The sequence below is a fragment of the Heminiphilus faecis genome (assembly GCF_008728965.1).
Classification (GTDB): domain Bacteria; phylum Bacteroidota; class Bacteroidia; order Bacteroidales; family Muribaculaceae; genus Muribaculum; species Muribaculum faecis.
In genome coordinates this window covers 271424-285670 of record NZ_VSMC01000001.1, presented here as the reverse complement: position 1 = coordinate 285670, position 14247 = coordinate 271424, and the positions used below count along the sequence as shown (strand labels likewise).

12 protein-coding genes are annotated in these 14247 nt (G+C 49.0%); all 12 read left to right on the top strand.

Going from position 1 to position 14247, the window contains the following annotated elements; all coding sequences use genetic code 11:
* The first annotated feature begins 31 nt into the window (after positions 1–31).
* The 12 genes from FW767_RS01120 (at position 32) to secG (ending at position 13920) form a co-directional block, all read left to right on the top strand.
* Positions 32–1495, top strand: coding sequence for a DUF1846 domain-containing protein (locus FW767_RS01120; protein WP_121697953.1), 1464 nt, complete (start codon positions 32–34; stop codon positions 1493–1495).
* A gap of 9 nt (positions 1496–1504) precedes the next feature.
* Positions 1505–2518 carry an NAD-dependent epimerase/dehydratase family protein gene (locus FW767_RS01115; RefSeq protein ID WP_121697954.1) on the top strand — a complete coding sequence of 338 codons (1014 nt, stop codon included), beginning with the start codon at positions 1505–1507 and terminating at the stop codon, positions 2516–2518.
* A gap of 6 nt (positions 2519–2524) precedes the next feature.
* Positions 2525–2797: a hypothetical protein gene (locus tag FW767_RS01110; protein WP_121697955.1), complete on the top strand. Its 273-nt coding sequence runs from the start codon at positions 2525–2527 to the stop codon at positions 2795–2797.
* Between the two features lie 282 nt (positions 2798–3079).
* Positions 3080–5911 carry a glycoside hydrolase family 2 protein gene (locus FW767_RS01105; protein WP_235897921.1) on the top strand — a complete coding sequence of 944 codons (2832 nt, stop codon included), beginning with the start codon at positions 3080–3082 and terminating at the stop codon, positions 5909–5911.
* Between the two features lie 8 nt (positions 5912–5919).
* A complete protein-coding gene (locus FW767_RS01100) occupies positions 5920–8253 on the top strand; it encodes a glycosyl hydrolase family 95 catalytic domain-containing protein (RefSeq protein ID WP_235897919.1) in 2334 nt (777 codons plus the stop codon).
* Between the two features lie 96 nt (positions 8254–8349).
* Complete coding sequence (locus tag FW767_RS01095) at positions 8350–9489, top strand: AI-2E family transporter (RefSeq protein WP_121697958.1); 1140 nt, start codon at positions 8350–8352, stop codon at positions 9487–9489.
* 139 nt (positions 9490–9628) lie between these two features.
* Complete coding sequence (locus tag FW767_RS01090; RefSeq protein ID WP_235897913.1) at positions 9629–9973, top strand: helix-turn-helix domain-containing protein; 345 nt, start codon at positions 9629–9631, stop codon at positions 9971–9973.
* 157 nt (positions 9974–10130) lie between these two features.
* Positions 10131–10964, top strand: a complete 834-nt coding sequence (locus FW767_RS01085) for a lysophospholipid acyltransferase family protein (protein ID WP_121697960.1) — start codon at positions 10131–10133, stop codon at positions 10962–10964.
* Positions 10961–12190 (top strand): sigma-54 interaction domain-containing protein, encoded by a 1230-nt coding sequence (locus tag FW767_RS01080; RefSeq protein ID WP_121697961.1) that lies wholly within the window; start codon positions 10961–10963, stop codon positions 12188–12190. The genes FW767_RS01085 and FW767_RS01080 overlap by 4 nt, the downstream gene beginning before the upstream one ends.
* 42 nt (positions 12191–12232) lie before the next feature.
* Complete coding sequence (locus tag FW767_RS01075; RefSeq protein ID WP_205523764.1) at positions 12233–12769, top strand: LptE family protein; 537 nt, start codon at positions 12233–12235, stop codon at positions 12767–12769.
* Positions 12766–13557 (top strand): hypothetical protein, encoded by a 792-nt coding sequence (locus FW767_RS13090; RefSeq protein WP_205523763.1) that lies wholly within the window; start codon positions 12766–12768, stop codon positions 13555–13557. Before FW767_RS01075 ends, FW767_RS13090 begins: the two co-directional genes overlap by 4 nt.
* Before the next feature lie 12 nt (positions 13558–13569).
* The gene (gene secG, locus FW767_RS01065; protein ID WP_121697962.1) at positions 13570–13920 is read left to right on the top strand and encodes a preprotein translocase subunit SecG; all 351 of its coding nucleotides are present in this window, start codon (positions 13570–13572) and stop codon (positions 13918–13920) included.
* The last annotated feature ends 327 nt before the right edge of the window (positions 13921–14247 follow it).

Genomic DNA, 14247 nt, shown 5'->3' with positions numbered 1-14247 from the left:
AAGCCAAAAACTTGTAACTTTGTAATCCGTTATGAAATACGGCTTTGACAACGAGAAATATCTCGAAATACAATCCCGACACATCAGGGAACGAATTGCCAAATTTGGCAATAAGCTTTATCTTGAGCTTGGAGGAAAGTTATTTGACGACCATCACGCGAGCAGGGTTTTGCCGGGTTTTCAGCCCGACAGTAAATTGCGCATGCTGTCTCAACTGTGTGACCATGCAGAGATCGTGATAGTGATCAGCGCGCTTGACATCGAAAAAAACAAGGTGCGCAGTGATCTCGGCATAACTTATGATATGGACGTGCTGCGTCTGCGTACGGAATTTCAGAACCGCGGTTTTCTCGTGAGTTCGGTAGTCATTACCCATTATAACGGGCAGAGCAGTGCCGACGCTTTCCGCCGTCGGCTCGAGCGTATGGACATAACTACCTATTATCATTATACAATAGACGGTTATCCGACCAATGTAGATCTTATAGCCTCGGAGGATGGATTTGGCCGCAACGATTATGTTGAGACCACGCGTCCGCTTGTCATAGTGACCGCTCCCGGTCCGGGAAGCGGCAAGATGGCCGTATGCCTGAGCCAGCTGTACAACGAGCACAAACGCGGTATAGAAGCGGGATATGCCAAGTTCGAGACTTTCCCCGTGTGGAGCCTTCCGCTCAAGCATCCGGTAAACATAGCTTATGAAGCCGCTACCGCCGACCTGAACGACGTCAACATGATAGATCCGTTTCATCTTGAGGCCTACGGAAAGACTGCCATAAACTATAACCGCGATATAGAGATCTTTCCGGTGCTTAACTCTCTTTTCGAGGGTATCTACGGTGAGAATCCCTACAAGTCGCCGACTGACATGGGTGTCAATATGGTGGGCTTCTGCATAGATGATGACGAAGTATGCCGCGAGGCTTCAAAGAACGAGATAATACGCCGTTACTATACGGCTCTCAACCGTTTGGCTCTCGGCGACGGCAATGACAGCGAGGTCAACAAGATAGCCCTGTTGCTGAAGCAGTCCAAGATTACTACTGCCTACCGCAAGACTACGGTTGCGGCAAAAGAACGTGCCGAACGCTCAGGGGTGCCGTGTTCGGCTATAGAACTATCCGACGGTACTATTATTACCGCCGAGACGAGCGCTCTGCTCGGTCCGAGTGCCGCGCTTATTCTTAACGCCATAAAGCATCTGGCGGGTATAGATCACGCCGTCAAGCTTATACCGCAATACATGATAGAGCCTATTCAGCATACCAAGATAAATTATCTGCGCAGCCGCAATCCGCGTCTGCATACCGATGAGGTGCTTGTGGCTCTGTCGGTGTTGAGCACTCATGACGACAACTGCCGCCATGCGCTTGAAAAACTTCCGGAGCTTGCCGGATGTCAGGTGCATTCTACTGTTATGCTTGGTGAGGTGGATCACAAGATATTCAAAAAACTCGGGGTAGGACTTACCTGTGACCCGGTCAAGAAAAACTGACACGGAGCTATGAAACGCGTACTTATCATAGGTGCCGGCGGATTTATAGGCGGTTTTATGGCCCGTAAAAGCCTCGATCTCGGTTACGAGACATGGGTCGGTGTCAGGGAGAGCACATCGCGCAGATATCTTGACGATGCACGTATTAAGTTTCTGATACTTGACTATGACTCGCCGCAAGCGCTTGCCGAAGCTTTTGACTCGGCATTGCCGCATGGCGACAAGTGGGATTGGATAGTGTATAATCTCGGGGCAACGAAAGTCACCAATTATTCTGACTTTAACCGCATAAACTACGGCTATCTTAAGAATACCGTAGAGGCTCTGAAGTCTTGTGACAAAGTTCCTGAACGTTTTCTATACATGAGCAGCCTGAGTGCTCTCGGACCCGGCGACGAAAAGGGGTATACTCCTTATACAGCCTCTATGATACCTGATCCCAACACCCGCTACGGAGTGTCAAAGATAAAGGCCGAGACGCTTCTTGAGATGACATCAGGATTTCCTTGGATTATCTTCAGGCCTACGGGCGTATACGGTCCGCATGAGCAGGACTATCTTATGATGATAAAGTGCATAGACCGCCATTGGGACTTCGGAGTTGGCTTCCGCAAGCAGTTGCTTACATTTATTTATGTGGATGATCTTGTCGATGCCGTGTTTGAAGCGCTTGAAAAGGGCACGGTGCATAAAAAATATATAATAAGTGAGGACAGGGCTTATACGCAAAAGGAGTTTCGCTCCATCGTGGCCCGCGCCCTTGGCAAGAAATTTGTCATTCCGGTACGGCTACCCCTGTGGGTCACCAAAATAGCTTCTTTTGTCGCCGAAAAGTATGGGGTGGCCAAACTGAAGCCTTCGACACTCAACTCCGACAAGTACAAGATAATGAAACAGCGCAATTGGAGCGCCGACATATCGGAAGCAAAGGCCAATTTCGGTTTCAACCCGCGATTTTCACTTGAAGAGGGTATAAAGATAACCGTGGCCGAGTATAAAAAATCAGTTGACAATAAAAATTGAAGTATTATGGGCAGCAATGACAACCGGCGTCCTCCCATGTGGATGACTGTAATTATGATTGTGATGCTTTTGCCGCTTTTTTCTTGGCCGTTTGTAGTATCGGATTATCCCGAAGGCAAGGACGAGTACTTGGTATTGATATATTTGTTTCCGATATATGCTCTTTTAAGCGTATATTGTGCCTATAAGACATATGTGGCGCGTAAAGAATTGAGTATTATTATTTTATCATTGCTGATGCTGTCATATATTGCTTGTGCATGGTGGCTTATTGCGTAAAAATATGTTAAATATAATAATATCTATTAAAAAATTATGTTTTATAACATAAAATGCGCTACCTTTGCATTGTGTTTTTCATGGTATTAGATTTAAGGTTAAGAAGATTATTCGTCGTGACGACGGGTAATTTTTTTTTATGCCTGATTTAAATGATAGGTCTAATTGGAGGACTAATTGGTACAATAGGTTTGGTATTAAAATGTCATGTTAATACAATATTACATGAATTGTTAATATAGCAGGGCTATTTTTGCAGTGTTAAAGACTTAAACCATGAATATGACATCACTGCAAGTATTAAAATTTATCTTTTTGTTTTCATCGGTGGGCATGTCGGCGCAGAGCATTGCCAACCGCGGTCTTACCCATCATCAGGATTCGTCCACATTGCCGCGCAGCAAAGCCGAAACAGTCATGCCGGTGCCCGTGTCTGTCAAAGCGCCTGAAGCGGTGCTTACGCCTTCAGGGAGTTCCGAGTTTGTTCTTTCCGGCGGCTGGATGCTCGCCGATAATGACTGTGTGCTTGGCGCCCGACAATCAGTTTTCAGCCATGAGTACAATCTTGAAGGATGGTACAATGCCACAGTGCCCGGCACGGTGTTGACCACACTTGTGGACATGAATGTATATCCTGATCCTTACTTCGGACTTAATAATCTTGCTATTCCCGACACACTGTGCCGCAAGGACTGGTGGTATCGTCTGCAATTCGATGCTCCCGATACGTCGGCAGGACGTCAGGCTTGGCTGATTTTAAACGGTATCAACTATGCTGCCGACATATGGCTTAACGGTACACGTGTGGGTGATATAAAGGGTGCTTTCATGCGTGGCCAATTTAATGTAACCGACATTTTACGCAAGAACGACAATGTGCTTGCAGTGCATATACTGCCGCCTCCTAATCCCGGTATACCTCATGAACAGTCGCCAAGTGCCGGCAACGGCATGAACGGAGGCCAGCTATGTCTGGACGGACCTACATTCATATCATCGGAAGGCTGGGACTGGGTGCCCGGTATACGTGACCGTAATATAGGCATATGGCAGGATGTAAGACTACGGTTTACGGGCGGAGTCAAAATAGGTGACAGTCAGGTGATGACACGCCTTAATCTTCATGATACCACAAAGGCTGAGATAACCGTCAGGGTAGATGTGGAAAATATATTGCCCGAAGCAAATGAGGCCAATGTAAAAATGTCGTTTGACGGCAAGCGTATGGAACGTCGTGTCATGCTCGCCCCACTCGAAAAGCGTACGGTGGAATTTTCTCCGGCCGATTATTCTGAACTCAAACTTGATAATCCCGAATTGTGGTGGCCTAACGGCTACGGAGCTCAGAAGCTTTATGATCTTGACTTGTCGGTAGAGGAAAAGAACCGTGTCAGTGATTCGGAGCGTGTACGTTTCGGCATCAGGGAGATGTCTTATGAAATGGAAGTCTGTTATCCTGATGAATCAGTAAAGAGGGTGGAATATCGTCCGTCAGCGGTTACCGACGGAAAGCCGGTGTTTGATAACATAAACAGAAAGTACGTGGAAGAGGGCATGTGCATGCCCCGCGTTGTGAAAGATCCGGGATGTGATGTGCTGATGCCGGCGCCTGACAGCCTGATGCGTCATTATCTGGTCATAAAGGTCAACGGCCAGCGTATATTCTGCCGTGGCGGCAACTGGGGCATGGATGACGCTATGAAGCGGGTGTCGAGGGAGCGTCTTGAGCCATACTTCCGCTTGCATAAAGATGCTAATTTCAATATGATACGTAATTGGACCGGCGAGAGTACGGAAGAAGTGTTTTATCAGCTGTGCGACGAATACGGCATGTTGGTATTCAATGACTTCTGGCTCAGTACCGCCGGTTATAATCTTGAAGTGAACGACGATGATCTGTTTCTCAAAAATGCCGGCGATGTGGTGCGTCGCTTCCGAAATCACCCGTCGATAGCCGTATGGAATCCTCGTAACGAGGGGTTTGCTCCCGAATACATAGAGCGAAAACTTGCATCAATGATTGCTTCCGATGACGGTACACGTCTTTACAGTCCTAATTCCACTCACTGTAATCTGCGGCCCAGCGGTCCGTGGAATTATTTCAAGGAACCGGCCCGATACTTCACTGAGCGGGCCCACGGCTTCAACACCGAGCAGGGTTCCACGTCGATACCTACCGAAGAGTCCGTTCTCGCCATGATGGATGTCAGCGATGCTTGGCCTATAAGTGACACATGGTATTATCATGACCTGCACGGAGGACAGGGTGAATTTATGGATGACTTGCGCGAAAAGTTCGGTGAAGCCGACAATCTTGCCGATTTCAGCCGTAAGGCTCAGATGCTCAATTATGACAGTTTCCGAGCCATGTTTGAGGCTTGGAACAGCAATATGTGGCAGTCCACGAGCGGAATGCTCCTGTGGATGAGCCATCCGGCATGGCCAAGTATGGTGTGGCAGATATATTCATGGGATTATGAACCGTTTGGCTCCTTCTACGGTTGCCGCAAAGCATGCGAGCCTGTTCATATACAGAAAAATCTTGACGACAACAAGGTCGTGGCGGTCAATACCACGCTTAAAGATATAAAGGGTGCGCGCGCGGTATATGAATTGTATGACATGTCGGGGCGTTGTCTTTCACGCCGTGAGGCAAAAGCCGATCTGTCGGCCGACAGGCTTACGGAGTGTTTTTATGTAGAGAGTACTGAAGCGGCCGATAATGTGCGTCTTGAGCGTTTGACACTGCGTGACCGCAAAGGCCGCATACTTTCTGTCAACGACTACTGGCTCCCCGGCGGAAATGGCGATTTCAAGGAGTTCAACTCACTTGAAGTACCCGAAATAAACGCACGCATGACCGATTATAAGAATGGCGCATTTGCAGTTGAGATCAGAAACACAGGTAAGGTTACCGCCGTAGCTGTCAAACTGAATCTGCGTGATGGCGCCACAGGCGAGCGTATTTTACCGGCTTACATTTCTGACGGATACTTCAATCTGCTTCCCGGCGAACGTCGTGTCGTCACTGTTGAGTATTCGCCACGCAAGGATGTGGCTGTTTCCGCCGAGGGATATAATATGCCTCGCACTACATTGTTGAACGTTAAATGAGCCGGATTATGAGAAAGTTTCTTTATGTCATTGCGGCCGTGCTGGCTGTATCGGCCGGTGCGTATGCCCAAGGTTATTCAGTTACATATCCCAGAGAGTACGGTAAATGGCAGGATGCACTTCTTGCCGGAAACGGCACCACGGGAATAATGGTATTCGGCGACCCGCAGCATGAAACGGTGGTGTTTACAGGGCGTCAGTTTAATTTTCCCGGTATAAAGCCGCGAGAATTTGCCGACGTCCCGCAAGATACGATAATGCTTATAAAACGTTATTGTGCCGAAGGGCGTTTTCAGGAAGCCAATTACCTCGCCGTGCGTTCGGCGCAGTGGAGCGACGGCGGTGAGGGCGGCCGTCATCCGGGTTTTGCTCTTGAGATTGACATGCCGGCCACAGGCGATATAACCGGTTATAGCAGAAGTACCGATTACAATACGGGAGAAATAAAAGTACAATGGACCGATGCACAGGGCGATTGGATGCGTCGCGCGTTTGTATCGCGTGTTGATGATGTGGCGGTGATGGAGATTGTGGCTCCGCGGCACGGTGTGCTTGACTGCTCGCTTGATCTGGCGCTTCTTGAAGACATGCATTTCCCCGCAGGCATGGGGGTAAGTCATAATACCGCGTCGGGCTATACCGGTATCGATATCAATTATCCGGCTCCGGCTGATAATTCGGGTTATTGCGGCGGCATCAAGGTTTATGCTTCTGACGGTGTGGTCGATATGAGAGGCGATACGATTGATGTCAAAGGGGCGTCATCGTTGCTTGTTGTAGCCATGACCGAGAAGTACAACGACCGGCCGTCATATTTTTCCGGCAGTATTAAGTCAAGACTTGAGTCCGTTGCTCCCGATTATTGCACGCTTATGTCACGTCATGCTCCTTTGCACAGCGACATAATGACACGCGTCACTCTCGATCTCGGAGCGTCGCCGCGTGAGCGGGCCATGTCTAATGAAGAATTGCTGGGCCTTCAAAAACGCAGTGCGACTATTGTGCCGGCTCTTGTCGAACGTCTTTTTACCGCCGGACGCTATCACTTTCTTGCCTCTGGCAACGGGCTTACGCCGCCCGACCTGCTCGGTATATGGACCGGTGACTGCAATGTAGGGTGGGGAGGATACTATCATCTTGACGCCAATCTTAACCTTCAGGTAAGCGGAGGTAATGTGGGTGCCATGCCCGAAGTCATGGAGGGATACTTCAATCTGAATGAGGCATGGTATGATGATTTCCGCACAAACGCGCGTAAACTGCTTGGTTGCCGCGGGCTCCTTGCGTGTGGCAACACCCCCGGACTGTCATCGGGGCTTATGGCTTCAATCAATACATTTTATCCATATCACTATGCTACGGGCGAGGAGGCATGGCTGCTTTATCCTTTCTGGGAACATTATCTTGTGACCCGCGATAAGGAGTTTTTACGTACGCGTCTTTATCCTGTGCTTAAAGAGATGGGTGATTTTTATGAAGATTATCTGAAATACCGCGACGAGGACGGATACTTCGTATTCGCAGGTTCCATATCGCCTGAAAACCAACCCTCCAATCTGAAAGTGTCGTTGCTTAACAACTCCGCTTTTGATGTGGCCGGTGCAAGGTTTATAATGTCCTCATTGATCAAGGCAAGCGATATACTTGGCGAAGATGCTTCATGTCGAGAACATTGGCGCGACATGCTTGCGTCATTGCCTCCTTACCGCATAAACGGTGACGGGGCCATAAAAGAATGGGGCTGGCCCGGTCTGGACGACAGTTACAATCACCGTCATTCGAGTCATCTGATGATGGTGTGGCCTTATAGGGAAGTGTCTGAATTCACTGCCCCCGAGTATTACGAAGCGGCTCGCAATGCCTTGAAGATGCGTGACCGGCATCCTTACGAAAATGCCGGTCATGGATTGCTGCACGGTGCGCTGATAGCCGCCGGACTGCATGATGCCGGGTCGTTGGGCGACAAGCTCGTCAGGCTTGCCGGCAGTGACTTCTATTATACGGGACTTGCCACGTCGCACTATCCTGACTTCGGGGTGTTCTGCACTGATGTGTGTCATGCACTGCCCGGCATAATAATAGAGATGCTGGTAGGGTCCGATGAAGAAACCATCGACCTGCTGCCGGCACTTGCCGAAGGGCTCGACAAAGGGTCGATAAGCGGGGTGCTTACACGCTGTGGAGTTACTGTGCGGAAGCTTTCGTGGAACCGTGCCGCTTCACACGCCGAGGTTACGCTCAACGCCGTGACCGACTGTAATATAAAAGTGCGCTGCGGCTCTGATGTGCGCGAAGTGAAGTTGAATAAAAATAAAGAAAAGAAATTGGTGTTCACTATTTAGATTGAAGCGGCCGCACCGGTGCAAGAACTTTTTGTAAGGGTTAACCATTATTAAAGTATCAACTTTGAGAATGAGGAACTTTACAAACTTGCAGTCATGTCATCTTCACGCCCTTTTACTTTTGACCGTGTAGTCCGTATACTTATTACGGTAGCATTGGTCGTGGGGCTGGTATGGTTTGTCAACATACTTAAAAACGTACTTCTCCCGTTCTGCCTCGCATGTCTTATAGCCTACATCCTTGATCCCATACTCGAATTCAACTGTAGGCTCCTGCATCTGAAAGGTAGGGTGATAGCTACTTTTGTCACTCTGTTTGAGGTCACTGTCATATCGGGCATATTGTGTTACATATTTGTGCCGTCGGTCATTGACGAGACTCACCAGCTGGCACAGATGCTCCGTGACTACTCCTCCGATACCAATACTTCTGTACCGCTTATACCCGAACGCCTGCATGATTATATACGCAATAACGTCAATCTCGACCGGCTGATAGATGCTCTTGAGGGGGAACACTTCGATACGATAATAGATAAAAGCACTACGTTCATATCGGAGTCGATCGACTTTGTGCTTCATGTGCTCGAATGGTTTCTGACATTCGTTTATGTCATATTTGTGCTCATAGACTACAAACGGCTTATGAAAGGGTTCAGGCTTCTTGTGCCGCCTAAACTACGCCCTATCGCCTATAAGGTGGGCGACGATATCAAGAACAGCATGAACCGCTACTTCCGCGGTCAGGCGCTGATAGCTTTCTGTGCGGCCATATTTTACTGCATCGGCTTCTCCATCATAGGGCTTCCGCTGGCCATAGTGCTCGGCATCGTGGTAGGCATACTGTATCTGATACCCTATTTTCAGTACATCACACTTATACCGGTGGCACTGATCTGTCTTATATCGTCGATGAGCGGCGAAGTGGCTTTCTGGCCCGAACTCGGCAAGTGCCTGCTGGTTTATGTAGTCAGCCAGTCCATATGCGACTATATTCTGACACCCAAAATAATGGGTAAGGCTCTGGGACTTAATCCTGCCATAATACTGCTGTCGCTGTCGGTATGGGGAACCTTGCTCGGACTTATAGGCATGATAATAGCCCTCCCGCTTACCACACTGCTGCTTGCTTACTACGAGGAGTACATAATAAACCGCGGCGACGAGCCTCAGTCAGAGAAGCAGGCTGTCGAAAACACCTTCAACGACATCACCAACAGCCACCCGTTGAAGTAGGGAAGTAGGCGGTCGTCTGTTGTGAAGCTTTGAAGTTAATGTTGCATGGACATTTTTTGCGAGTATTCAATAAAATGACTATATTTGTAACTGATAATATTTAATTATTATTTGGTTGTATATGGGAGTTTCAGATAATATGTTATCAGTTTTGGATGGTTATACTCTAACTGATGCTGACGATATATCGCGCAAATTGGCGGAGGATTTCCGTCACCGGCGTGTGGAGCGTGGACTGACAAGAGAGGCTGTGGCTGAGAAATCGGGTGTGGCTCTTGCCAATATCACACGTTTTGAACAAAAGGGTCTCATATCGCTGAAAAATCTTGTACTTCTCGCTATCTCGATGAATTATCTGCAAGAGGTGCGCGACATTTTTTCTACTCCCAAGTACTCCACTATGGATGAGCTTGAACAAATCCGCAGAAATTCAAGCAAGAAGAGAGCATATCCACGAAAGCCTCACTCCTATGAAGAATATTGACAAGTTATCTGTGAAATACCATGACCGGGATGTCGGCACGATATCGCTGACGCCCGACAACCGCTTATGTGTATTTGAATATGACCGTGGAAGTAACGTGATTTTGTGATATTGGGGAGTTTTTGTAATTTTGTATTTAATACATTGATACCGAATTATGGAAACCCCTATAAAACGTAGCGTCCTTGATTACAACGACATCGTGGAGATGGCGCCCAAGTTGCGCGGCCACGAGAAGCTGGTGAACCGTGTGCTTCATCTGCTGTCGGTCGACAAGGTAAACGCCGTTCACGATAAATACTGCGACAATCCGGGTCCGGAGTTTGCCTGCAACCTGCTGAAAGATTTCGATATAACTCTCGACATAGATGGTCGTGACATACTTGACAGCCTCCCTGAAGGATCATTTGTCACCGTGAGCAATCATCCTTTCGGGGCGCTCGACGGCATATCGCTGATAGCTCTTTTGGGCACTATAAGGCCCGAGTTCAAGGTCATGGTCAACATGGTCCTCAACCACATATCGGCCATGCGCCCCAATTTCATAGCCGTCGACGCTCTTGCTTCCGATGACCCGGCCAAGAAAGCCGTGTCGATGAAGGGCATCAAGGAGGCCATAATGCATGTACGTTCCGGCAAACCCATCGGGTTCTTCCCCGCGGGAGCGGTAAGCAAGCTCAACCGGCGTCTGCGTCTTGAAGACCGCGAGTGGCAGCCCTCTATAATAAGGCTTATCAAGCAGTTCGGCAAGCCTGTCATACCCATATACTTCCATGGCGGCAACAGTGCTTGGTTCAATACTCTCGGAGTCATTGACTGGCGGCTGCGCACACTGCGTCTGCCGGCCGAGGTGTGGAGAAAGTGTCACACCACTATCAGAATATCGGTAGGAGAGCCTATAATGCCTGATGAACTTGATAAATATAACGACATAAAAGAACTCGGAGAGTTTTTAAAACGTAAAACCTATCAATTGCGCGACAGAAAATGAACCGAACCGATACATCTGCCGAAATACGGCAGGCAAAGGCCCGCTTTGGCATTGTGGGCAATGCCCCGTCGCTTCTTGAGGCGGTGCAGCGTGCTCTGCGTGTGGCTCCCATCGACCTGTCGGTACTGATAACAGGTGAGAGCGGTACCGGTAAGGAATTCTTTCCGCAGATAATACACCAATACGGCTCGCGCAAGCACTCCAAGTACATTGCCGTAAACTGTGGAGCCATACCTGAGGGAACCATCGACTCTGAACTTTTCGGACATGAAAAAGGAGCGTTTACCGGGGCTGTGGCCTCGCGAAAAGGTTATTTCGAGGAGGCCGACGGCGGCACTATATTTCTCGACGAGGTGGCCGAACTGCCTCTTACCACGCAGGCCCGTCTGCTGAGAGTGCTGGAGAGCGGCGAGTTCATTAAAGTAGGCTCGTCGACAGTACAGAAGACCAATATAAGGATTGTGGCCGCTACCAATGTCGACATGAAGCGGGCCATAGATACAGGCAAGTTCCGCGAGGATCTGTACTACCGCCTTTCGACCGTGCTTATAAACGTGCCGGCGTTGCGCGACAGAGGCAGCGACATACTTCTGCTCATGCGTAAGTTTGCCGCCGGTTTCGCCGAGAAATACCGTATGCCGGCAGTGTCTTTTGACGATAACGCACAACGCGCCCTGATGCACTATTCATGGCCCGGCAACGTAAGGCAGCTTAAAAACGTTATAGAACAGATAGCCCTGTTCGAGGCCGGCAACGAAGTGACCTCCGACATGCTGAAAGGCTACATTCCCGAGGGTGCCACGGTATTTGCTCCGGTACTTCCCGCCGACGGAGCGCACTCTTACGGCGCTGAACGGGAGTTGCTGTTCAATATGATATTTCGTATGCGCAACGAGATAGACTCGCTACGCGCCACGATAGAGACCCTTGAAAACAAAGGACGCACCGCTACGTTCAACGAGGCTGTGCCGGTAGAGGATCTGCATGTGCCGCATTCGCTTGTAAAATATTCGCCCGTACGCGACATAATAAGCGACGCGGCTCCGGTAAACTTAAGCATAGAACCGTCTTTGTCCGACACCGGAAAGACCCTTGAGGACACCGAGCGCGAGACCATAATGCGTGCGCTTGAACGAAACGAGGGACGCCGCAAGGCCACTGCCGCCGAACTGAACATATCGGAGCGCACTCTCTACAGAAAAATAAAGGAGTACGGGCTTGAATAAGCCTACTGACAAACTAAGAATCTATAAATACGAACGGATATTATGACTGTTTCGCCAAAGTATAAAAAGCATCTGCCCACACTGTGTGTGCTGCTGATGACGGTAATGCTTATCGTACAGAGCTGTACGATAAGCTATAAGTTCAACGGTACGGCCATTGACTACAATGTATACAAGACCATAAGGGTATCGCAGTTTCCTATACGTGCCGCGCTTGTATATCCGCCGCTTCAGCAGACTTTTGAGAACGCTCTGCTCGATTATATATCACGCAATACGCGCCTTCAGGTGGTCGACACGTCAAGCGACCTTGAGATGGAGGGCGAGATCACCGGCTATACATTGTCGCCTCAGGCTGTTACTGAAAACGCTTTCGCGTCAAAAACACGCCTCACCATATCGGTACGTGTAAAGTATACCGATAATAAGAATGACAAGAACGACGTGGACCAGACTTTCTCGGCATATCAGGATTTTGACAGTTCCGAAATGCTTACCGACGTACAGGACCAGTTGTGTGAGGAGATTACCGAACAGCTTGTCGACCTTATATTCAACGCCACACTCGGTAACTGGTGATACATACAGCTATGGACCGCGACCTCCTCGATAAACTGAAAGAACTGCTTGCCGACAGATCGCTGCCGGTCGATGACCGTTGGGTCGACGATATGATGGCGGCTTGTCCTTACTTTACACTGCCTGCAACCATGCAGCTTGAGCGGGCCCATGACCTGTCAGAGGAGCGGCGGCATATGCTCATGCAGCGTGTGGCTCTGAGAAGCGCGTGTCCCGACATGCTTTATCGGCTTACCGAGCCGCTCGGATCGCTTCAGGCCGATTTCTATCCTCCGTCTGACGATAAGCCGGCCCCTACGACCGATGAGGCCATATCCATGTTTATCGACAATTACGGCGGCTCGGCCGATCGTGAGGAGGAGATACTCGAACGTCTCATATTCAACCCTACGCCCGATTATGCGCAGATACTTGCCGAGGAGGAAGAGCGCAGCCTGCCGTCGGCTGACGAAGCCGGCGCCGGCGGTCAGGACAGCCTCATCAATGCTTTTATTCTTAAAAGCCGCGACAATAACGGCCACTTCCCGATGACTGATGAGGAGGAAGCCGTTACGGAGCATGCCGAAGAGGTGCACGAGGAGTCGATACAGCCCCCCGTGCAGCAGGATGAGAGCCTGTTAAGCGAGAGTCTTGCTAAAATTTATATAAAACAGCGTCGTTACAGCAAGGCTTTTGAAATTATAAGCAATTTAAGTTTGAAATATCCGGAAAAAAGTATTTACTTTGCAGACCAATTGCGTTTCTTACAGAAACTTATCATAAATCAGCAGTATTTAAAACAAAAATAAACATAAAAAACAATGTACATAGTAGTAATTACTCTTACTGTCATAGCATCCATCCTGATGATCGGTGTCGTGCTTATCCAGAAGTCCAAAGGCGGCGGTCTGTCTTCGCAGTTCGGAGGCGCCAATCAGGTTATGGGCGTACGTCGTACAAATGATTTTATCGAAAAGGTTACTTGGTGGCTTGCTGCAGCAATAGGTATCCTTGCTATATTGGGCGTATTTTTCATGCCCCGCAATATCATACAGAGTACTTCGCGTGTGGTGCCGCAGGCCGTTGAGCAGACTCAGCCTGCCGACTTCAATACCGATGTAGCTCCTGCCGCCACTCTTCCCGTGGCGCCTGAAAGCACTCCCGCTGAATAAATCGCAGTGGGTACGGCATAAAGCTGTTTAATTTTATTTTGTAGCCGTCGTTATCGGTTGATATCGACGTTAACGTATTGATCAAGCTCATGTTTATCGAAGTGTTATATACACTTTTCGGGAAACATGAGTTTGATTATGTCGTTTTAGTACGTGCCGCATCATCCAGTCCGCCACTGTTTGACCGGCCGTAACATAACGGACAAAAAGGCATCAGCTCGCAAAACCGGGTTGAAGTGTAAAATGCAACAGGCATGCAGCCTGACGCCATACTACCGGCGTCCTTACCACAGACATAGTCGTTGTCTAACAACCGCATTTTTACAT

Coding starts and splice junctions, on each gene's coding strand:
- FW767_RS01100 (WP_235897919.1), top strand. CDS start 5,920: ATGAGAAAGTTTCTTTATGTCATTGCGGCCGTGCTGGCTGTATCGGCC.
- FW767_RS01095 (WP_121697958.1), top strand. CDS start 8,350: ATGTCATCTTCACGCCCTTTTACTTTTGACCGTGTAGTCCGTATACTT.
- secG (WP_121697962.1), top strand. CDS start 13,570: ATGTACATAGTAGTAATTACTCTTACTGTCATAGCATCCATCCTGATG.
- FW767_RS01105 (WP_235897921.1), top strand. CDS start 3,080: ATGACATCACTGCAAGTATTAAAATTTATCTTTTTGTTTTCATCGGTG.
- FW767_RS01085 (WP_121697960.1), top strand. CDS start 10,131: ATGGAAACCCCTATAAAACGTAGCGTCCTTGATTACAACGACATCGTG.
- FW767_RS01075 (WP_205523764.1), top strand. CDS start 12,233: ATGACTGTTTCGCCAAAGTATAAAAAGCATCTGCCCACACTGTGTGTG.
- FW767_RS01110 (WP_121697955.1), top strand. CDS start 2,525: ATGGGCAGCAATGACAACCGGCGTCCTCCCATGTGGATGACTGTAATT.
- FW767_RS01080 (WP_121697961.1), top strand. CDS start 10,961: ATGAACCGAACCGATACATCTGCCGAAATACGGCAGGCAAAGGCCCGC.
- FW767_RS01120 (WP_121697953.1), top strand. CDS start 32: ATGAAATACGGCTTTGACAACGAGAAATATCTCGAAATACAATCCCGA.
- FW767_RS01115 (WP_121697954.1), top strand. CDS start 1,505: ATGAAACGCGTACTTATCATAGGTGCCGGCGGATTTATAGGCGGTTTT.
- FW767_RS01090 (WP_235897913.1), top strand. CDS start 9,629: ATGTTATCAGTTTTGGATGGTTATACTCTAACTGATGCTGACGATATA.